Origin of the sequence: Pedobacter sp. MR2016-24, assembly GCF_026239655.1 — a bacterium.
GTDB lineage: Bacteria > Bacteroidota > Bacteroidia > Sphingobacteriales > Sphingobacteriaceae > Pedobacter.
The window spans coordinates 698,320-719,998 of sequence record NZ_JAPIVO010000002.1 but is presented as its reverse complement, the minus strand read 5'-3'; the positions used below and the strand labels follow the sequence as shown (position 1 = coordinate 719,998).

The window sequence follows — 21,679 nt, the reverse complement described above, 5'->3', positions numbered from 1 at the left end:
CATTAACGCATACATGGTTTTTGAAATGCCATAAAGCTATGTCAAAAAGCCAGGGTCGATTTTTACCGAAGATGCAAACAGTTGCAGCCGCTGGTTTGTAATGATGGCAACGAATATCATGCAGACAATACCGCGGTATGGCAAAACGGAGAACAAACACAACAAAAAGTAGCAGCATGCCGGAGTATATTGCACCAATGCTGTGTACATTGGTCAAAGACCCTGTAGTCAGTACTGAATACATTTACGAACTCAAATGGGACGGCTACCGGATTATATCCAGAGTAGAAGGTACGGAGTTAAGGATGGATTCCAGAAGCGGGCTCGACTATACCGCAAAATACCCGCTGATTGCAGAGGCACTGCAAAGTCTGGGGCACGATCTCATAATCGATGGGGAAGTCATCGTGCTCAATGCAGAAGGAAAACCAGACTTTGATAGCTTACAGCTCTACAATGGAAAACGTACACCAATCCGTTACTGTGTTTTCGATCTGCTCTACCTGGATGGCAATGACCTTACCCAACTACCGCTCTACCAGCGTAAGGAACTACTGGAATCGCTCACAAAGGAAAATGAGATTTTCCTGTTCAGCGCAAGCTTTGATGACGGAAAAGCACTATACGAAAAGGTACTGAAGGATAACCTGGAGGGTATTGTTGCCAAGAAAAAAGACAGCGTCTATATCCCGGGAGTCAGGGGGCATGACTGGCTGAAAGTGCCGACAAGGAAAAGACAGGAATTTGTGATTGGTGGCTGGGCAGAATCAGAGAAATCCCGTTCTTTCAAGTCATTGCTTTTCGGCGCTTATGAGAATGGCAAACTGCAATGGATCGGCAGATCAGGCGGAGGTTATAAACATGCAGAGATGCCTGGCATCCTCAGACAGCTGCAGGAAATTGAAACCGACCAATCACCTTTTGAAAACAAGATCCTCGACACCAAAGGGGCAAAAACTCATTTCGTGAAACCAATACTGGTTGCCAATTTCGAATTTGCGACATGGACTAAATCTGGCAGGATCAGGAAACCCGCTACCTTTCTGGGTTTCCGTCAGGACAAAAATCCGAAAGATGTAGTCCGTGAAATCCCTGAAGACAGTGGCAATGTCGAGGAAATCATCAATAAGCAATATCAGGAAGAAATACCGCCTCAGGAAAAATTAAATCCTGATCTTGAAAAATATCATGACAAGAGGCGTTTTGATATTACCCCGGAACCTGAGGGTGGAATACCGGAAAGTGAAAGACTTCACTTTGTGGTCCAAAAACACGATGCCTCACATCTGCACTACGATTTCCGCCTCGAAATACGTGGCGTATTAAAATCATGGGCAGTTCCAAAAGGCCCTTCCATGAATCCTGAAGATCACCGGCTGGCTATGGAAGTGGAAGACCACCCCTACGATTATAAAGATTTTGAAGGCATCATCCCCGAAGGGCAATATGGGGGCGGTACAGTACTGGTTTGGGACAATGGCAGTTACGAACCAGCCGAGCCTGTAAGCGGCAAAAAGGAGCAGGAAAAATGGCTGCTCTCTAACTATCATAAAAATAAGCTCAGCTTCATACTCCACGGAACAAAGCTGAAAGGTAAATTTAACCTGATTAAAACCTATGGAAAAGGCGAGAATGCCTGGCTGCTCACCAAGGTAAAAGACGGCCATGAACTGACTACTGATATTACCAAAAAGGACCAGTCCGTGTTATCCGGCTACACCATACTCGAAGTTGCGATGAACAGCCACGCGAGGGTATGGCAAAGCAACAGAACGAAAGAAGTGCCGCAGGAATCAAATACGAATCAGGAAGAAGCGGAACTGGAAGCAGAACTTGCAGGTCCTGAAGTATTGGATGTGACTGAAGAGGCAGAAGATGCGCAGCTGCCTGAAGCCGTCCCGCAAACCAAGCACCGCAACGTCGGAGAACTCTTTCCTCAATCAGACAACAAGCGCTCCACCAGGTCTAAATTAGCTGCCGAAAGCAACTGGAACAAAATCTTCGCAGAAAAGATCAAATCTGAAGGAAGCGTCACCATTGAAAACCATACCATTCAGCTCACTAACATTGAGAAAAAGCTTTGGAAAACAACCAACAAAGCACAACTTATAGCTTATTACAATAACGTGGCCGAGTTCATCCTGCCGCACCTGAAAGACCGGCCACTTTCTATGCAAATCAAAAACATCAACGCCGGGGCACCGGGCTTCTACATCAAAGATATGGAAGGCTTTCAGCCGGACTTCCTGGATATACATTCCACCAAAAGAAAACAAAAAGTAAAAGGAAAAACAGAGTTCATCGATTATCCAGTATGTAATCATCTTCCGGCCCTGCTATGGCTGATTAACCTGGGCAACATTGAGCTGAATCCCTGGAATTCAACCATCAAAAATCCGGAAGAACCAGACTACATTACGATCGACCTGGATCCTTCAGATGACGATTTCAAAAAAGTTGTGAAAACCGCCCTGGCTGCCAAAGCTTATTTTGACGAAAACAAGCTGACCAGTTTCATCAAAACTTCGGGTCAGACTGGAATGCATATTTTCATCCCCTGTAGCGGTTTCAACTACACCCAGGCCAGAAAATTAGCCGAACATATCTGTGCGGAAATTCATAAAAGAGTCCCCCTGTTCACCACATTGGAAGTGGCTGTTGATAAAAGGGGGAATAAGTTATTTGTAGACTTTTCACAAAACGATCCATCAGATACACTAGCATGCGCATATGCGGTGAGACCAGCAAAACAACCTACGGTATCTACCCCTATTGACTGGAAGGAAGTTACCTTAAAGCTGCAACCAAGCGATTTCACTATTGATACAGTGCCAGAAAGACTAAGAAAAAAAGGAGATCTCTGGAAACGTATGTATGATCCCGGGATCATCAGGAAGAATAATAAATCTTTAGAGAAGATCATTTAAACAAAAAAAGCCAGGACTTTCGCCCTGACTCAACTGGTGTGTAGTTTGCTTTTTAATTCGAGAGTGGTAATATCTGTCCTATATATGCACTATTTGTTCGCTTTTTCTTATCCGGCCAGACAAATGTGAGCCAGAAATGAACTTCATCTCCATACTCTTCTTCGGGAAACCTGATGTCCATCATTTGCACAGGTTCATCTGCTTCAACAACATAAATAGCCGGAAGTTTTCTGGTAGCATTGTATTTGAATACATAGATCATTTTTTTACCTGTAGGCTCAATATCGGCATTCTCCCATTTCACCTCCACGATCCTTGGGGAAATATACCTGACAAAAGGGTTCAGCGGTGCCGGCAATGCGCCTATACTCACAAATACATTACTATAAAGTATATAGAATTTGGGAGAAACGCCACCTAATATTTCCCGATTCGCTTTCATTGTCTGATTAAATCGCTGCGTCTCACTTAGCTGTTCGGAGAAATCTTTAAATCCGATCATGATCATCTGTTCGATTCTACGCAGGAAGCGTTTGATATACAACCATTTTTTTCTGTGATGACGATAGGCATCTCCGGTCATTTTTCTTTTAGTCGTTGTTCTCATTGATAAATTGTTTAGGTTTGATATTTAGTTATTTGTTTTTTTCAATGCAGCGAGGGCAACATGATTACTCCGCTCCAATTGCCGGCCAGCTCTTAAGATAAATTTGAGGACGGGCTGATGAGGATAACGCTGACATATATGAGTAAGATCAGCATAGGTAAAATGATCAGGCCGGTTATTCAGGAAATCTACATCCAGCCGCTCGTTTACTATCAATAAACATAACCAGTTCAAAATATCAATCGTGGTGCTGGTATATTCAGAAAGAAAGTATAAAGCATCTTCCCTGCAATCATTAGGAATATATAGTCTGGTCAGATGATAGCAAAATTTGTCTGCTATACTAATGATTCTTTTACCGGCTGCTCCATTCAAATTATATAGTTCTTCTATTTCTGCCATGCTTTCCTGGCACTCCTCTATCGCGATTTTATAGGATTCAGAAACGTCATCTTCTAAAAGACTGATTAATTCCCAGGTAACTTCATCTACTGTATCATTTACGATCAGGTATAACAGATCTTTGAACTGCCCATGTAAGCCCAGCTGAAACACATGCAGTATCAGCCCCCCTAATGCTACATCAATTGTACGAGCCACTATTGGACCAATATCTTTGGTATTATATTGTGTGCTGGCCATATCAAATGTTTTTGAGTTCAATCAAGGGATATACGTCATCCCACCTGTAGTGTAACGTGCCATTGATTTCTACACTTTTTAATATTCCTTTTTTAGTCCATCTACTAATGGTACGGGCTGAACGGTTGAATAAGACCATCACATCCGCCGGAGACAACAGTTCCTTCTTCTTCAACAAGTTGTTTTTTTCTTCCATTAAGGACAGCATCTGACCCAGGATCTGGATAACTACGATAAATTTGTCATTTGAATCATTCATAATATTTAGGTTTAGGGTTTACGATCGCAATCCCGGCACACCTGGTCAGGACAGCATTAATTATCTTTTTATAAAATCCGGTTAGCAGATGATTCTGCGTGCAGCTTCGTTGAATTTATTCAGGTCTCTATCCAGGCACTCACCGTCTATTGATGCTACCAGACTGATTAATATTCCTTCCAGGGCCGTTTCATCGCCAGCATAAGCAGCAGCTGCAATGATCCGGATACGCTCCCTTTTGAAGTGGCTGTAACCATCAGGGGGGATGTGACCATATTTAGGTTGCAGACGGAGGAAACAAGCTGAACCTGCAGCAATACTTTCCGCTGTCCAAATTCCCGATTTACTTAAGTTTTCCCTTACTCTGACCATGATATCCGCTATCTTATTCAGTACTATTGTTTCGGACTTAAAGAACAGTTCTTTACCCAGCAGTTCATTTAAAGAAAGCGATACAGCGGCTGAAATATCTTTGCCCGACACCCGAAATTTATCTCTTATCTTCCTGATTAGTTTAGCCGGCCCGCATAACAAATTTAAGTCGTTAATAAACGGCAGAAAAGAAGAGTAAGGACGCAGATAAACCAGGGATTCATATTTACTGGTAGTTGTACTCATCAATAGATTTTCTGACGACTGGAAGTAAGATACGTCCCTGTCATCTTCAACAATGACAAATTTATAGGTATCCCGAAGTGCGTGAATCCTTGCGGCCCTTTCCGCGTCAATCTCATAGTTAACTGGAGCAACTCTTCTTGAACTGATATAAACGATGCCTACCAGCTGTTTAAAACACATCACCTCCAGTTTATCCAAATCCTTTCCGGCAGCATCATAGCTCAAAACATGACTTCCAGGCCTGACGTCAAAAATTGTTTTCACTGCCGTTTCGTTAATCATCCCAAGCGTTACAATTATTTTCTTGCGGTTGTTTAAAAGCGCCATAAACGTGCAGTATAACGTTGATTGATAGCCAGAAGAATAATAAATCTGGCTATCACTGTAATCAATTCCAAGGCTATAACTTAACTTTTGCCTGGTATGCGTGATTACCTCCGGAATAATCTTAACCCTTAGTTGTTCAGGACTCAGTGTACTATTTTTTTTCGTCGCGGCATTCCATTTCTTCCGAAAATTGCTGACAGCGGTTGCAGATTGTAAAAGTACTTCTTCTCCCAACTGCACTTCATCAACATCGTAGCTGGAACCAGATTCACGCTGCTCATTCTTTAACGTTTTTTGATTTCTGGCTTTTCTATTGACAAAATAGGTTCCTCCTCCACTCCTGGCCTCTATAATCCGCATGGTCTTGAGCGTTTTCGCAACGTGACGGATAATGGCTTCAGAATGTTGTGTTTCCGCTACAATCTCTCTTTGTGTAGGGAGTTTTTCACGTATCACACTCTTATTAGTGTTTAGCAAATTCTTGATTCTCATCACAAGTATATCTATAACATTTTCTCCCGGAGCTACCACAACTGCAAAAACATCTAACCATAATTTGTTCATAACTTCAAAATTATTATCTAATAATCAAATTTAAGTACCAAAAATGTAATGTCAAATTGAATTCTGTTAATAACACTTTTCCTGTTGCAATCATATAAACTTATGGTAAACCGCGAATTTGCTCTTCATCCTTAAAACCAAATACAAATGTGCATTTTTGAGAAAATTCGGGCAGTTCGTTTCTCATTCGTCGAAAATTCAGTGTGTATACCAAATCTTTTATTTAAAAATCAGAAATAAACAATCATCTAATTTTCAGCCAATTGTATTTTTTCTGAATTAGGGTTAAGAAACAAATTATGACGATAAATCCCAGTACTATCAAAGCTGTGCTATTTATACTGCTGGACCGGTCTACCTTTTTTGACGCCTGTTTTTGCTTTTGGTTCTGTCGAAATTCACTTTCGGAATTACTTTTCTGGTGCTTATTTTTGACATCACGCGCTCTGAATTTACTACTCCCTTTCAGATCGCCCTTTATCAACACCTGCTCCGCCTCTCCCTCAAAACCCCGGTCAGGAGAAAAGGTGAATTTCCCTTTGGGCCACAACTGAATATCCCAGGATTGATGTAAAGAATCATCTTCAGCCACTAATCTTATGGAATGATCAGTCTTGTCTGTAACCGTTTTACGCTTAAGATCAGTTGCATTTTCAAAACTGGAAGCTGATAAGTTCCTGCTGACGTGTTTGTCATTCAGCACCCCGCAGCTGCAAAACAGCAATGCAGCTAACAGGCACATATTTTTTTTCTTCATCTTAATGCCCTCCTAAATCTATCCAGTCTGCTATTCGGTAAATCGTCCGGAAATGTCGTTTTTTCCTGTATACTCCATCTCCTTCCCTGCTGCCACTCACATTTGTATTGGCCTCAATAGTGGAAATCCAGGAACCGTCAACTTTTTCGATCAGTCCTGCATGTGCAATCCTTTTTAGCTGAGGGAAGTAGATGCCGATGACGTTCCCCGGCAAAGCAGAGCGCGCTAAACGTGATTGCGGAAAGAGATCCGGCGACCAGCCAGACCTGGGTTTGCTCAATCCTTCTTTTTGGAATACCCAGCAGACAAAAGCAGCACAATAAGGTTCAGGCCGGTTAAGTCCTACACTTCGCAGGTATTCCGCAATCGCTTTGCCGTCATTCTGACCGGTTTTTTCCCTTACGCCGACCTCCTTTGCTGCAGTTACAATAATCCGGGATCGTACATCTAACAGATTGCGATCAGGCATCCTAAGGCTGCCAGCAATACCGAAACAAAATATAGCGAAAACAAGCTGAGTTGCTGCCATGATGTTAAAGTGTTAAATTGTGAAACCATCTGTTGAATTTGCGGCAGGCCGAGCCTTAGCCAAAATTGCTGCGTTAACCACCAGGTTATTGCGCAGATCGCCAAAAAGGTAATCATGCTTACTACTATGAGGAGCCAGATGCTCTGATTGATACTTGCAGCTTCTGCTTCCATCTGCAGCCACCGGGGCATTACAGACCAGACAATCAGCAAAGAAAGAAATAAGAACATAGGTTCGAAATTCCTGAGAGCCCTGCCGCATGTTTTTACTATCCTATTATTGAGATAGCTTAAGCCCTTAATTTTGGGCAGTTTTATGACATTTGCGTTCATCACATTAATTATTAAAATATTAGAAATCTGTTAATTACTTGAGTTTAAAGATGCCCGGCAGCAATGGCGAACTGCCGGACAATCTTAAATGATACTACCTATAGCTTGGCTGTATAGGTACCTAGGTATTCACTCCTGAATGACTTTGTACCATCTTCGGATGCGAAAAATATCCAGGCATGCATGGGACTGCCAGCAAAACTGTTCGGCACTTTCATGTCTAACTTTCCTATTCCACGCTTTACCTCACCTATGCTCGAGGTATAACGCCCCTTTGCAATATGATAGAAGACGATGCAAGCCAGGTCGGTATTCCTCAGATCACGCTGTTTTTGCGAGCCAGTTACTTCAGGACTCCAGGTAATGTTCATCATCGCACCTGCGTCTGCCGCTTGTACCTGAACATCATTATCACTATCCTCTGCACCATTACTTAGCCTCACTTTTGTGAAATCAAGAGCAAAATCTGGTGAAATTCCTGTTATCGCATTTTTAATGTGATATTTCACTGCAGTGTTAACAGGAGTACTGGATTGTTTATGAATCTTGTAACCGGTATTGATCACTTCAGCAAAATTATTCATGGCTTCTGTTGTTAACCTGAAGATTTCTCTCACATCAATCTGGCTTTGCGTAGCCGGCTTGGTTGATTTTGTTGGTTGTTCTTTAACCACTTGCTGGCCATTCACCACACTAAACACTACGGGGCCTACACTTCCGGTAACTTTACCGATTACCCCACTTTTTACTTTTCCCATTTTTTTAAGATTTAAATTGTTAATAATTCTGTTAATTACTGTTTAAGATCAGCGCTAAGCTTAAACGTTGAACGAAAGTAGGAGGCAAATTCCAGAAAAAAAAACGTTTTCAGGTGCATGTCCACTAATGGCTGGCTTTGTCTCCGATATGTCCATAAATGTCCTGATCATTTTTTTTAATCAACTGAATTGCTGTCCCATACTCCTCCAAACATTCAGATCTTCAACCTCAAAATCACCAGGTACCAGCTGTGCAAAACAGATGGCGCCTGGGCTCATCAGCGGATTATTCAGCAGATGCTGGTAATCGTAGTATTTCAGAAATATACTCAGCAGGCAAAGGCAACCATCCGGAACTGTGAAAGTAAATTCCTGACCACCCAGCTGTTCCTGTTCTTTTTTAGCCAGGATGACCATTTGATTCAGCGGTTCATTTAACCGCTTACCGTCTTTTAGATTAAACAGCAGCAAACTCATGGTGAGGTGACAGGCATTGCTGCTCCGGATAAATTTGATATTCTTTTTCGCATTGGCCGAAGGAAATTCCACCCGCAGGCTATTCCCTTCCAGCATAATCCCGGGATTGAAACCCAGATATTTATGCAGAGGTGATTCCACATTGAAGTTCAATCCGTTCAGCCGGTTGAAACTGTCAACTCCAAAAGTATAGCTCATCGTAGACAGATCCCTGCATTGCGAAAGAACCGGATTGATACTTGTCATCAGCCTGTTGTGCAGCGTCCCGTCATGATAGCCCATGATCTCTTCACCATAGCCCTCCTTGATGTGCTTTACCATCAAGCTGGCCATACCAAAGGTTCCGGAAGCCTTCTTTGTGTTTTCTGTCTGCTTCATTGTTCCCGGAAGTGGTTTGGCACAGACAACTTGCTTACCTTTTCTTTTCCTGAAGATCACCGGTCCTACCGGTCCGGTAAAATGTTTTCCATTAAATTTTCCCATAATTTTATTTTTTTATGGAGGCGAATGTAATCCAAGAAAAACATTAAATGAAGCATTCTGCGAGCAGGATTTACCGATGTCCGGTAATGGCCGGTTTTGACGGACAGAGATGACAATATATACTTAACAATCAGGGAAAAAGGATGGCATGAAGCCTGATCAGGAAGGGAGCAGGAACTGAATAATACCGCATATATACCACGTATACTGCGCATCTACTCCGCCTTTTTTAACTAGCTGAAAAAGGCGGAGTAGATGCGCAGTTTATGCGCTGTATACGCGCAGTCATGCAGGTCAGTCTCCCTTGTTACCCACTACTTGTCTTATCCTTGTTTTACTTGACAACATTGGGACTATAACGTTCTATTATTTCTGTTTTTACTTGTCATTTTATTTAATTTCCTGAAATCCCTTTACGCTGATTTTATTTTCCTGTATTTACTTTACCTGAAAGCTGATGAAAAGCATCATGCCGATATTATGGTGTTTGTAAATCACAGCTAATTGTACGCTTTAAAAGCATGATGGCCTTTGATAGAGTAGCCAGGTTACAGTGATGAGCAATATCGATTTTAATTTGTATTTTTAAGGCAAACTATACCCGCATTGATCTTCAGCTTCAACGCCGCACCGGATTTCGACTTCATGACTTACTTCGCGCGGCATATCGGCGCAACGGTAGAGAGTGATATGATGGTTATTCCCCTGCAATTAGGGGATGGATCTATTCGCAAACTTTCGTTTGGGCCGGAGTTTAAAGTAACCCTGCACCATTATTTACTGAAGGAAGACCTTATCATCAAGCGTAATGCTTCCGGCCAAGGAAATGAATTGATCACCATCTTCTTTTACAGCAATGAACAGCCGCTGGGTATCACGTACGGTACCGATCCGCATATCCAGTTTTCCGAGCAGGACGAATCGGCTATTCAGGTTACCTCCAACGATCTCAATTCTACCATCCGCTTTCCGGCAGGTTACATGATCCATTACATGGTTATTGCTATCTCTCCAGCATACTTAAAAAACCTGATTGCACTAAAAGAACAGAACACCACTATTGAAACCATTACAGGCAGTGGTAATTCGTTTCTTTTCCTGGAAAAGATGACGGCAGATATTCGTCTGCTGCAGAAGAATTTAGGCGTGGTAGAAATGAAAAATGGCCTGAGCTATTTTTATATGCACATCAAGGTGCAGGAACTGCTCTACCTGCTATTTGAAAGGTTATCGAAACGCGAAAGCATACCGCATCAGAACATCAACAGTGCCGATGCTGCCAGGTTGCTGCATATCCGTAACGAGGTGTTGAGCGATCTGAGCACGCCGCCTGTGCTGTCTGAGTTAGCCGGGATCGCCGCCATGAGCGAAACCAAACTGAAACAACTTTTTAAACAAGCCTTTGGCGATACCATCTATAATTATTTTCAACAGGCGCGCATGGAGGAAGCGGCTTTTATGCTCAAACAGGGCAAGCGATCCGTTGCCGAAGTTGGTTATGAATTAGGCTTTACCAATCTTAGTCACTTCAGCCGTTTGTTCGAAAGGCATTACGGACTAAAGCCCAAAAAATACGGTTCTGCCAGATAGGACTGTTTTTCTGTCTTTTGCTGCTATTATCAGGCGGCAGTTAGCGGCAACTTTGTAGTGTAAACAAAAACACTCCAAAATGAAAAAGTTATTTCAGCCGTATAACAAGGGCACCTTAAAATTAAAGAATCATGTGGTGATGGCTCCCATGACCCGTAGCCGCGCCATCGATAACATCCCCAATAAATTAATGGCCACTTACTATAAGCAGCGGTCCGGTGCCGGGCTTATTGTTACCGAAGGTACCTCGCCCAGCCCGGAAGGTTTAGGTTATCCACGTATTCCAGGTATTTTCTCGGATGCACAGGTAGCAGGCTGGAAGCTGGTGACCAACGCTGTACACGAGAGTGGTTCTAAAATATTTTTGCAACTGATGCACACCGGTCGCGTGGCACACAGCAGCAACTTACCTGAAGGTTACCAGGTGGTCGGCTTGTCAGATAGCCAAGCTGCTGGTGAGATCTACACCGAAACGGGTATGTATGAATATTCGGCGCCTAAAACGTTGGATACTCATGGTATACAACGCATCATTGACGATCATGTTCGCGCTGCAGAAAATGCCATCGACGCCGGTTTTGACGGCGTGGAACTGCATGGTGCACATGGTTACCTGCTGGAGCAATCGCTGAACCCGCACGCAAATAACCGGACAGACAACTATGGAGGTTCTATAAAGAACCGAAGCCGGATAATATTGGAGATAGTACAAAAGACCTCGAAAATGATCGGTGCCAATAAGGTTGGTATTCGCTTGTCGCCATTTCTCACAACTAACGGCATGCTCTCATACGAAGAAAGCGAAGTGCACGATACTTATGTTTACCTGGCCCAGGAATTAAACCGACTGGGTATTGCATACCTGCACATCTCTAACAACCCTGGTATCCCGCAAAAGACACATAACGCTATTCGCGAAGCTTTTACAAACACCATTATTTATTGTAACGGCCTCACCGCCGAAACAGCTGAGACAATGTTACAGGATGGACCGGCCGACCTGGTGGCCTTCGGAAGAAGCTTTTTGGCCAACCCCGATTTCATGAGGAGGATAGAAAAAAACGAACCCTTAAACGAGCCGGACTATAACACGTTATATACGCCCGGCGAACAGGGCTACACCGATTACCCGGAATTGAACTAATCATTAACTTTTAAACATACATCACCATGAAAATCACCACAACAGGCTCATTAGGAAATATAGCCCAACCATTAGTAAAACAACTTATCGCAGCAGGTCATGAAGTCACCGTCATCACTACCAAGGATGACAAAATAAGCGATATTGAAGCATTAGGCGCTAAAGCTGCCGTAGGTTCCATCAGCGACGCATTGTTTCTGACCCGGGCATTCAGCGGTGCTGATGCCGTGTACACCATGATGCCGCCATCCATAGGCACCAGTAACTTTATACAAAACATCGCAGATGCTGGTCAGGCTTATGCTGATGCTGTCAAAGCAGCAGGCATCAACCGGGTAGTGTTGTTAAGCAGCGTGGGTGCAGATGCAGCGTCAGGCAACGGCCCGATACAAGGCGTTCACCGGGTTGAAAATATCTTCCGCCAGCTTAATGGTGTTGATGTAACCGTCATTCGCTCAGGATTTTTCTATGTTAATTTTCTGAGGGACATTCCGCAGATCAAAAGCCGGAACGTATTCGGTAATAATTACAGCGGAGATATCAGGCTGGCGTTAACGCACCCCGATGATCTGGCTTCGGCAATAGCTGAAGCGCTGCAGGCTAAAGGGGATGGTTTTGAAGTGAAATATGTGGTGAGCGACGTGGCAACAGGTGATCAGCTTGCTGCATTGTTCGGCAAAGCTATAGGCCACCCGGAACTTACATGGACAGCAATACCTGACGAGCAGCTAAATCAAGGCATGCGCTCTGCCGGTATGTCGGCGGAGTTAGTTGGCCTTATTATAGAAATGGGCCAGGGCGTGCAAAATGGCCTTATCATGAACGACTTTTTCAGCACAGACTGCAATGTGATAGGAAAGGTTAAGCTGGAACAGTTTGCGGAGGAGTTCAAAAACAGGTACACACAAGCTTAATATCATTTTACCGGCAGCAACTTAAAAGAAGGATGAGATCCAGGTGCCTTGCCCGAGTTGCTGCCTTAATAAAAAGTATTCCATTATGGCTACAACAATAGGATTTTGGTCTACAAACGCTTGCTTGCTTGCCGCTCCCGAGCTTTGCATGATAACAAATAAGTAGCAATGAAGTTAGGCAGTTCTTGACGAGTTTGTTAGAACAACATTGCTCAGAATTTTAAACTTGCAGGTTACCTAAAATCTCACCGCTTTCTTTGGCGAGTCGCTTCCCCCAATCGTTCACGGCAAGCAGCATGGGAATAGTCGTCTTACCGAGGTCGGTCAATCGATAAATTACTTTGACCGGTGGCTTATCACCATGCACCGTTCTGGAAATCAAACCGTCATGCTCCATTTGTCTTAGCTGCAGACTTAATGTCATTTCGGTAATCGTTGTTATCTCTTTACGCAGTTCATTATATCTTTTCTCGCCATCTTTTAGAAAATAAAGGATAACAGCTTTCCACTTCCCGCCGAGTAAATCCATGGCCAGGCTTACGCCACATGGATATATCTTGTCATTTAACTTGAGATAGTTCATAATATTTCCACCTATCATAATTGATAGTTATTGCAAATGTATTTAGCCATCAATAGTTTTGCAACTATAATTTATATAGTATGGCATTAATCATTTTAGCACATCCGCGTTATAATAGTTCCTTAGCTAATAAAACGATCATAGAAGAACTGCAAAGCAGTAATCAGCATCACGAAGTAAGAGATATACACCGTCTATATCCTGATTACAGGATTGATGTTCAGGCGGAACAGGAGGCACTACTCCGTCATGATACGATACTCCTTCAGTATCCTTTTTACTGGCTCAATTTACCGGCAATCTTGAAGCACTGGATCGATGAGGTTTTCGCATACCAGTTCGCCTACGGGTCACAAGGTGATAAGCTAAAAGGTAAGACTATTATCCCCAGTTTCACAGTCGGTGCTGCGGAGAAGGAATATCAGCTATCAGGTAAACACCATATGCGGATTTATGAGTTTTGTAAAAGCTTGGAACATACCGCAATTTATGCTCAAATGAATTACATAGAGCCGGTCTGTTTCTTTGGCGCATCGCTTAATGTAGAAGCTTTTACGGAAGAGAAAGTTAAAAGAAACGCTAAACATCATGCACAAAAGATAATTAAGATCCTCGAACACCTTGAACCAACACCTGGCTCAGTATCTATCTAGGATTTCATTAAAACACTGCTGCAGTTTTATTAGGCAAAGCTGCAGCAGCATTTTCAAACTACAAGTTTATTCCAGTTCGATAACTATTTTGCCAAATGCACCTTTGGCTAAATGATCGAGCGCTAAAGGTAGGTCAGCAAGCAAATAGGTGGTTTCGATCACGGGCTTCAGTCCCGTCCGGTCTACTGCACGAATTAAATTCTCCAGACCCCGACGTGAACCTGTACCGATACCATGTATCGTAATATCTTTAAGCATTAAAGGCATTGCAGGAGCAAGTAAATCGAAACCATCCAAAGCACCGATTTGGCATATGCGTCCACCAACGGCAGTTAGTTCTACAGACCTTCCCAAATTTGCACCACCTATAACTTCCAGAACCACATCAACCCCGCGGTCATTAGTAATATTAAGTACTACTTCCATCCAGTCGTCCCTATCCTTATTTACATAATGATCTGCACCCAGTTCTTTTGTCCGTTTCTCATTTTTAGCACTGCCGCAGACTATCGTTTCTGCCCCATGCGCTTTAGCAATCTGCAGACCAAATAAGGCGACTCCACCTGTGCTCGGGATCAATACGGTATCACCTGCGCAGACATGTGCCCGTTCTGCAAGTGCAAACCAAGCTGTCAGTCCCGCAACTGGCAGAGTACTGGCCTGTGCGTTGTTGAGGCTCGAAGGAGCTTTGACAAACCATGCTTCGGGTAACACGATATACTCTGACAACACTCCTAGATAATAACCGCCAAGTGTGCGGTAAAATGGTGATCGGGCGTTACCGGGCCTTATACCATCAATCCAATCTGGTGACGCTGTAGAAATTACTCGGTCACCGATAACTAGACTGGTGACACCATAGCCGAGTGCAACTACCGTTCCTGCCAAATCGGAGCCGGGGGTAAAAGGGAAATTAAGCGCAAGGCCACGTCCGGTTTCGATGATCATTTTGTCGCGGTAATTTAGAGCAACAGCAGCAACTTTCACCAAAACTTCTCCCTGTCCTGCCTGCGGTATATCTACATCCCGTAGTTCAAGCTGATCTTGTCCTATGGCATCCATCTGCCAGCTTCTCATTTTCTTTCCTTTATAGTTCATTTTTTTTTCTACAAAGTTGGGGAAGCATACTGGCAAGCACAACCCCCGATAAATTTATCTATGTCTGAAGTAAAATGAATATTGCTTATTTTTGACATATGGCAACTCAATATATACGTAAGATTCCGCTTCTCGATTGTGGGCATGAATATATACGGAAAATCCTCCATGGCAGGTGGAAAATAGCACTGCTTATACGGATAAATGATGGAATTACACGCCCTGGCGAAATTTCGCGCAGTATCCCTCAAGCCACACGTCGTGTTCTGGACGCCCAGCTCGGGGAAATGTTGATGCATAACTTAATAAAAAAAAAGGTTTATAACGAAACCGTACCACGTGTCGAATATCAGTTGACAGATTTAGGACAATCTCTGATGCCGGTAATTAATTCGATGGGACAATGGGGAGAAGATAACATAGAAACTTTAAAAAGTTCTGTCAAATAGATGTCCCGCCCCCTTTTCTGTGGAAGAGTTTTTATCGAAGTCCAGATTTTATGCAGAAAAGTAAATAAAAGAAGAGCCTTAATGCTGCTGTCTGCTAGTCTTTATTGTGACGCTAACCCAAATCTGACAGAGGATTATTTGGTGTCACTAAGAACATTAAATCCACAGGATCATGATGTTCAATAAATCCTATTTATGGAGATTCAGCAACTCCGTTAGCAGCATCCTGTTTTCCTCCAAGGCCGCTAAATCATGCATATGAATTTTCCTCAGATCAACAGAAACCATCAGGTCTATACTCACATGATAATACCCCGAAATCCGTTTTAAAATCTCCAGCGGGGGTTCAGATTTTCCGTCTTCATACTTGCTATATCGTCCCCTGCTAATGATTAAATCATTGGCTACCTGCTGCTGGGCGCACTTTTTTTGTGCTCTCAAATACCGTAAGTTTTCTGAAAGGAGTGACATTGCTAATATTTATAGCACCAAAAATAATAAAAAAGTCATAACACCCATTAATTTTGCTAAATAATTTAGCATATTATTTATGGAGAGAGCGATAGTGCATATGGATTTAGACACCTTTTTTGTGTCGTGTGAAAGGTTAACCAATTCGCAGCTGAATGGGATACCGCTGATTATTGGGGGTGGCGACCGGGGCGTGGTGGCCTCCTGCTCCTATGAGGCAAGATATTTTGGCGTACGCTCAGCCATGCCTATCAAGATGGCCATGAACCTTTGTCCACAGGCCAAAATCATCAAGGGAGATATGGAACTCTATTCCAGGTTATCCCATACCGTTACCTCGGTGATTCAGGAAAAAGCCCCGGTAATGGAGAAAGCCAGTATTGATGAGTTTTATCTCGACATCACCGGTATGGATCAGTTCTTTGGTGCCTACAATTGGACAACTGAATTGTCCGCCTCCATCACCAAAGAAACAGGCCTGCCCATCAGCTTTGCCCTGTCCGTGAACAAAACCGTTTCCAAGATCGGCACCGGCGAGAGCAAACAAAAACGCAACCTCGAAATTCCGCAGCCGATGGTGCGCTCCTTTTTAAACCCGCTCTCTATACGCAAGATCCCGATGCTGGGGGAAGTGACCTTCAATTTATTGTCCCGCATTGGCATCCGCAATATCCAGACCCTCTCTGAAATGCCGGCAGAAGTATTGCAGCAGATGATCGGTAAAAACGGACTGGAGTTATGGAAAAAAGCGAACGGGATAGACAACCATCCTGTAGAACCTTATACCGAAAGAAAGTCCATCTCCAAAGAGCATACCTTTGATCAGGATACCATAGATATCCCGAAACTCAAATCATTAATGGTGGGCATGGTAGAGAAACTGGCCTTTCAGCTCCGCTCAGAAAACTGGCTCACTTCTACCGTAACCGTGAAAATCAGGTACGCCAATTTTGATACCGAAACCAAACAATGTAAAATCCCTTATACTTCTGCCGACCATACGCTGAACCGGGTAGTCAGCGAGCTGTTTGAGAAACTCTACCAGCGGAGGATGCGGCTTCGCCTGATCGGCATACAGCTGAGCGGGCTGGTGCGCGGCACCCATCAGATCAACCTGTTTGAAGATACGGTGGAAATCATGGCGCTTTACCAGGCAATGGACAAAATGAAGCTGCGTTTCGGCGCAGACGCTGTGGCACGTTGTGCCGGTGCAGTATTGAAAAAAAGATCCAAAAACTAAAACGTTTCAATATGTACCTGAACTGTCATTCCTTCCACAGCCTTCGCTATGGCACGATCCCCCTGTCCGAACTGGTGGAGCAGGCTAGTGAATATAAACTCAGCACCCTGGCGCTGACCGATATCAATACCGTTACGGGCATCTATGAATTTATCAAGGCCTGCCGGGATAAGGGTATTAAACCACTGGTAGGCATGGAATTCAGGTATGACCACCGGCTGCATTTTATCGGTCTGGCGAAAAACAAGGCCGGTCTGGGCGAAATGAACCGGCTGCTCACCCATCATAATTTTGAAGGTACTCCGCTCCCGCTGCAGGCGCCGGACTTCGAACATGTAATAGTGATCTACCCTATGGAAAACATCCCTGCCAGTTTGAAAGCTCATGAGTTTATCGGCGTACGTCCTGAGCAGCTGCCCGGTCTGTTCCATCAAAAATGGCAGGGCTATCTCAACAAAATGGTGGTTTTGCAGCCGGTTACCTACCGCACCAAAAAGGAATATAGTCTGCACCGGATTCTGCGGGCCATAGACCGGAACCAGCTTTTATCCAAACTGGGTGAAGACGATTACTGTAAAAAGTCTGAGTTTATGCAGCCTCTGGAGAAACTGAAGGCTCTGTACCAGGATTACCCGCAGATTCTGCGCAATACAGAAGCCGTCATTGCCGACTGTAATTTCGAGTTTGAATTTGGCGTACCCAGAAACCGGAAATATTATACCAATAACAAAAAAAGCGATATGGAGCTGCTCTCCAGTCTGGCCAGGCAGGGCTTGCTGAAGAAATATGGAAAAAACCATACAGAAGCATCAGCCAGGGTGGAAAAAGAACTCAAGGTGATTGATGAGCTGGAATTCAGCGGTTATTTCCTGATCACCTGGGACATTATCCGCTACAGCAACAGCATGGGCTTCCTGCATATCGGCAGGGGCAGCGGGGCAAACAGTATTGTGAGCTATTGCCTGGGCATTACCGCCATTTGTCCGCTGGAACTCGATCTGTACTTTGAACGCTTCCTGAACCTGAACCGCAAGAGTCCCCCCGATTTCGATATCGACTGGAGCTGGAAAGAAAGGGATACCATCCTGGAATATATCTTTAACCGCTACGGGAAAGAACATGTCGCTTTTTGTGGTACAAACGTAGAATTTAAATACAAATCCATCTTAAGGGAGGTGGGCAAGGTATTCGGGCTGCCCAAAGAGGAACTCGATACGCTGACCATCAATCCCATGAACCTTCACGATAAAAACTCCATTGTACAGCAGGTACATAAATATGGAGAGATGATGGAGAAGTATCCCAACCAGCGCAGTATGCATGCCTGTGGCATCATTATTTCCGAAGAACCGATCACTAACTTCACTACGCTGGAAATGCCGCCCAAGGGCTTCCCTATCGTGCAGTTTGATATGCATGTGGCCGAAGAGATCGGTTTTGAGAAGTTTGATATCCTCAGTCAGCGTGGCATAGGTCATATCGACGAAAGCGTAAAGCTCATTGAGATGAACCGCGGTGTAAAGGTAGACATCCGGGACAATGCCATTTCCAAAAACGAAGCTGCCTGTAACGTATTCCTGGAAAGAGGAAAAACCATTGGCTGCTTTTATATTGAAAGTCCGGCCATGCGCGGTTTGCTACGGCGACTCAAATGCAATGACTACAAGATCCTGGTGGCCGCCTCTTCGATCATCCGGCCCGGTGTAGCGCAGAGCGGGATGATGAAAGAATATATCTTCAGGCATAACTATCCCGATCGCTTTGAGTATTTCCATGAGGTATTTAAAGAACAGCTCGGGGAAACCTATGGCATCATGGTATACCAGGAAGATGTGATCAAAATTGCACTGCATTATGGTGGATTGCCCGCTGCCGACGGGGATATCCTGCGCAGGGCGATGAGCGGAAAAGGCCGTTCTAAGGAAGCATTGCAGAAAGTGAAAGAACACTTTTTCGAAAGCTGTGCGCAGCAGGGTCATCCCATGAAACTGAGCGAAGAGATTTACCGGCAAATTGAGTCCTTTGCCGGCTATTCTTTTTGTAAAGCGCATTCCGCATCCTATGCCGTGGAGAGTTACCAGAGTTTGTACCTGAAAGTGCATTACCCCATAGAGTTTATGGTCGCCGTGATCAACAACATGGGCGGCTTTTACCGAACCGAAGTTTATGTCCATGAAGCCAGGATGTCTGGTGCACATATCCAGAACCCCTGTGTCAATAAAAGTGAGTATACTACTACTTTGTATGGTATTGAAGTTTTCCTGGGTTTTATGCACTTAGACGGTTTGCAAGGCAAGGTTGCACTGGAAATTGTTGCCGAACGCGAAAGGAATGGAAATTATAAATCGATGGAGGATTTCATTAACCGCATTCCTATCGGCATTGAAGGGATACAAATCCTGATATTTATCGGCGCATTTCGTTTCACCGGGAAAACCAAGAACCAGCTGCTGGTCATCGCCAGGCTGATCCTTGTGAATTTCAAACCCGAGAACAGGAACCTGATGCTGATCCAGGAACCCGTGAAAGAATATAAACTGCCCACACTGGAAAGATCGGTATTTGAAGATGCCTTTGATGAAATTGAGTTGCTCAGCTTCCCGGTATCCTGCTCCCCTTTTGATTTGCTGCAAACCAAGTACCGGGGATCTGTACAGGCCAAGGAATTGCCTCTGTACCATAAAAAACAGGTGAAGATGATTGCTTACCTGATTTCACGTAAGCATGTTCCTACTAAAATGGGGCCGATGTATTTTGGCACCTGGATAGACAGCTATGGTGAAATGTTTGATACGGCACACTTTACCAATACGTTGAAACAGTATCCATTTCAGGGCGGCGGCTGTTATTTGTTACTGGGAAATGTGGAAGTGGACTATCATTTTCCAACGATTACGATTGTGAAGATGGCAAAAATGCCTTTTATCCCTGACCCAAGGTTTTCAACTGGTGATGAAAAGCAGTTTACGGCGCACAAGAATATCCAGGAAGATGTGAGCATGACTAACAGGGCGCCTTATCCGCAGGAGCAGGATATTAATTTGCCGAGATATAAGATGAGGGATAAATGATAAATAAAAAGATACCTTAGCGAATGGCCCAAAGGTAATAATCAGGAAGTCCGGTAAAACTTTCCGTAAAAAACAGGATGCCGATATAGCCTGTATATACCGTGGCAGATATCGCTGCAACGGTCATTGCTACAGTAAGTGAGGTATATCGTCAACATAAAAACCGCACTCAGCAAATATAGCAGTCCAAAACAAAATAAGCTTTCATTTCTGAACTTCAATAATGCTACAAATTGAACATCAGGTAATTTATAATTTTAAATTAATTGAATGAAGCTCTGAACTGGACCGGAGAAAGATCGGTCTTGCTTTTAAACAATTTGCTGAAAGACTGTGGGTACTCGAACCCTAGTTCAAAAGCGATTTCGCCTACAGTTAGCGTAGTCGTCGAAAGTTTTTCTTTAGCCTTTTCGATGATCTTTTCGTGAATATGCTGCTGGGTATTCTGACCGGTAAGGGTTTTCAAAACTCCACTCAAATAATTGGGAGAACAATGGAGAAGTCCAGCAATATACTGTACGGTCGGTAATCCTTTATTGATAACCTTGTCATCATTGAAATAGTCGTCAAGAATCTTCTCCAATTTATCCAGGATCCGACTTCCCGATATTTTACGTGTAAGAAACTGACGCATATAAAATCGATTTGAATAATTGAGGAATGATTCAATTTGAGAGATGATGATAGACTCACTGAATTTATCAATGTGTGAATGATATTCCTGCTCAATATTTTTGATAAAACTGTTCAGGACAAGTTCTTCTTTTTCGGAAACAAAAAGAGCTTCGTTTATCGCATAATTGAAAAACTCATATCTTTTGATGTTTTTAGCTAACGGATTACCCCATAAAAAGTCTGGATGAATGAGCAACATACTTCCTGCACTCTTAAAATCATCATCCGCTTTGAATGAAAATATCTGATTAGGCGATATAAAGAACAAGATGCCGTCATCGAAATCATACTTTTGCTGCCCATAGCCGTACCGTACATTTCCGACCTCCACCTTTTTTAGTGAGATGATGTAAAAATCAAAAATCACCTTGATACTTTCCTCGCTTTTGTAAGGTGTTATTTGAGCAAGGTCTATGACACTTATCATAGGATGTTCAGGATTACCTGCACCAAGTATTTTATGGTATTCTTTGATAGTTTTTATTCGGTAGGGCTGCTGCAAAATCATTCC

20 protein-coding genes are annotated in these 21,679 nt (G+C 43.5%); 8 read left to right on the top strand and 12 right to left on the bottom strand.

The window, feature by feature from the left end; translation table 11 throughout:
• Positions 1 to 176: 176 nt before the first annotated feature.
• Positions 177 to 2,927: a non-homologous end-joining DNA ligase gene (gene ligD, locus OQX62_RS07285; RefSeq protein ID WP_265830783.1), complete on the top strand. Its 2,751-nt coding sequence runs from the start codon at positions 177 to 179 to the stop codon at positions 2,925 to 2,927.
• A gap of 52 nt (positions 2,928 to 2,979) precedes the next feature.
• On the opposite strand, the gene OQX62_RS07280 is transcribed toward ligD, so the two are convergent.
• The 8 genes from OQX62_RS07280 to OQX62_RS07245 form a co-directional block, all read right to left on the bottom strand.
• On the bottom strand, positions 2,980 to 3,534 hold the full coding sequence (locus tag OQX62_RS07280) for a DUF6266 family protein (RefSeq protein WP_265830782.1): 555 nt from the start codon (positions 3,532 to 3,534) through the stop codon (positions 2,980 to 2,982).
• A 24-nt stretch (positions 3,535 to 3,558) separates the two neighbouring features.
• Positions 3,559 to 4,176 carry a hypothetical protein gene (locus tag OQX62_RS07275; RefSeq protein ID WP_265830780.1) on the bottom strand — a complete coding sequence of 206 codons (618 nt, stop codon included), beginning with the start codon at positions 4,174 to 4,176 and terminating at the stop codon, positions 3,559 to 3,561.
• Position 4,177: 1 nt separating this feature from the next.
• A complete protein-coding gene (locus OQX62_RS07270) occupies positions 4,178 to 4,435 on the bottom strand; it encodes a hypothetical protein (protein WP_265830779.1) in 258 nt (85 codons plus the stop codon).
• A gap of 81 nt (positions 4,436 to 4,516) precedes the next feature.
• Positions 4,517 to 5,944 (bottom strand): GntR family transcriptional regulator, encoded by a 1,428-nt coding sequence (locus OQX62_RS07265; RefSeq protein ID WP_265830778.1) that lies wholly within the window; start codon positions 5,942 to 5,944, stop codon positions 4,517 to 4,519.
• Between the two features lie 244 nt (positions 5,945 to 6,188).
• Positions 6,189 to 6,701 carry a hypothetical protein gene (locus OQX62_RS07260; RefSeq protein ID WP_265830777.1) on the bottom strand — a complete coding sequence of 171 codons (513 nt, stop codon included), beginning with the start codon at positions 6,699 to 6,701 and terminating at the stop codon, positions 6,189 to 6,191.
• Position 6,702: 1 nt separating this feature from the next.
• Entirely contained in the window at positions 6,703 to 7,230 is a 528-nt protein-coding gene (locus tag OQX62_RS07255) for a peptidoglycan-binding protein (RefSeq protein WP_265830776.1), read from the bottom strand.
• Between the two features lie 430 nt (positions 7,231 to 7,660).
• Entirely contained in the window at positions 7,661 to 8,320 is a 660-nt protein-coding gene (locus OQX62_RS07250) for a DUF6266 family protein (RefSeq protein ID WP_265830775.1), read from the bottom strand.
• Between the two features lie 180 nt (positions 8,321 to 8,500).
• On the bottom strand, positions 8,501 to 9,280 hold the full coding sequence (locus OQX62_RS07245; protein ID WP_265830774.1) for a hypothetical protein: 780 nt from the start codon (positions 9,278 to 9,280) through the stop codon (positions 8,501 to 8,503).
• 606 nt (positions 9,281 to 9,886) lie between these two features.
• On the opposite strand from OQX62_RS07245, the gene OQX62_RS07240 reads away from it, so the two are divergent.
• The 3 genes from OQX62_RS07240 to OQX62_RS07230 all read left to right on the top strand — a co-directional run bounded on the left by OQX62_RS07240 (position 9,887) and on the right by OQX62_RS07230 (position 12,928).
• Entirely contained in the window at positions 9,887 to 10,870 is a 984-nt protein-coding gene (locus OQX62_RS07240) for a helix-turn-helix domain-containing protein (protein ID WP_265830773.1), read from the top strand.
• Positions 10,871 to 10,949: 79 nt separating this feature from the next.
• Positions 10,950 to 12,014: an alkene reductase gene (locus tag OQX62_RS07235; protein ID WP_265830772.1), complete on the top strand. Its 1,065-nt coding sequence runs from the start codon at positions 10,950 to 10,952 to the stop codon at positions 12,012 to 12,014.
• Positions 12,015 to 12,040: 26 nt separating this feature from the next.
• Positions 12,041 to 12,928: an NmrA family NAD(P)-binding protein gene (locus OQX62_RS07230; RefSeq protein WP_265830771.1), complete on the top strand. Its 888-nt coding sequence runs from the start codon at positions 12,041 to 12,043 to the stop codon at positions 12,926 to 12,928.
• A gap of 220 nt (positions 12,929 to 13,148) precedes the next feature.
• On the opposite strand, the gene OQX62_RS07225 is transcribed toward OQX62_RS07230, so the two are convergent.
• Entirely contained in the window at positions 13,149 to 13,529 is a 381-nt protein-coding gene (locus OQX62_RS07225) for a winged helix-turn-helix transcriptional regulator (RefSeq protein WP_265830770.1), read from the bottom strand.
• Positions 13,530 to 13,591: 62 nt separating this feature from the next.
• On the opposite strand from OQX62_RS07225, the gene OQX62_RS07220 reads away from it, so the two are divergent.
• Entirely contained in the window at positions 13,592 to 14,164 is a 573-nt protein-coding gene (locus OQX62_RS07220; RefSeq protein WP_265830768.1) for an NAD(P)H-dependent oxidoreductase, read from the top strand.
• Positions 14,165 to 14,230: 66 nt separating this feature from the next.
• On the opposite strand, the gene OQX62_RS07215 is transcribed toward OQX62_RS07220, so the two are convergent.
• Positions 14,231 to 15,298, bottom strand: coding sequence for a zinc-dependent alcohol dehydrogenase family protein (locus OQX62_RS07215; protein WP_265830767.1), 1,068 nt, complete (start codon positions 15,296 to 15,298; stop codon positions 14,231 to 14,233).
• 62 nt (positions 15,299 to 15,360) lie between these two features.
• Between OQX62_RS07215 and OQX62_RS07210 the strand changes: the two genes are divergently transcribed.
• Positions 15,361 to 15,711 (top strand): winged helix-turn-helix transcriptional regulator, encoded by a 351-nt coding sequence (locus OQX62_RS07210; RefSeq protein ID WP_265830766.1) that lies wholly within the window; start codon positions 15,361 to 15,363, stop codon positions 15,709 to 15,711.
• Between the two features lie 189 nt (positions 15,712 to 15,900).
• Here the strand turns inward: OQX62_RS07210 and OQX62_RS07205 are convergent, their stop codons facing one another.
• On the bottom strand, positions 15,901 to 16,182 hold the full coding sequence (locus OQX62_RS07205) for a helix-turn-helix domain-containing protein (RefSeq protein ID WP_265830764.1): 282 nt from the start codon (positions 16,180 to 16,182) through the stop codon (positions 15,901 to 15,903).
• 79 nt (positions 16,183 to 16,261) lie between these two features.
• Between OQX62_RS07205 and dinB the strand changes: the two genes are divergently transcribed.
• Together dinB and OQX62_RS07195 are read left to right on the top strand one after the other, a co-directional pair.
• Positions 16,262 to 17,422 (top strand): DNA polymerase IV, encoded by a 1,161-nt coding sequence (gene dinB, locus OQX62_RS07200; RefSeq protein WP_265830763.1) that lies wholly within the window; start codon positions 16,262 to 16,264, stop codon positions 17,420 to 17,422.
• Between the two features lie 11 nt (positions 17,423 to 17,433).
• Entirely contained in the window at positions 17,434 to 20,493 is a 3,060-nt protein-coding gene (locus OQX62_RS07195; RefSeq protein ID WP_265830762.1) for a DNA polymerase III subunit alpha, read from the top strand.
• A gap of 262 nt (positions 20,494 to 20,755) precedes the next feature.
• On the opposite strand, the gene OQX62_RS07190 is transcribed toward OQX62_RS07195, so the two are convergent.
• On the bottom strand, positions 20,756 to 21,676 hold the full coding sequence (locus OQX62_RS07190; RefSeq protein WP_265830761.1) for a helix-turn-helix domain-containing protein: 921 nt from the start codon (positions 21,674 to 21,676) through the stop codon (positions 20,756 to 20,758).
• Between the last annotated feature and the right edge of the window lie 3 nt (positions 21,677 to 21,679).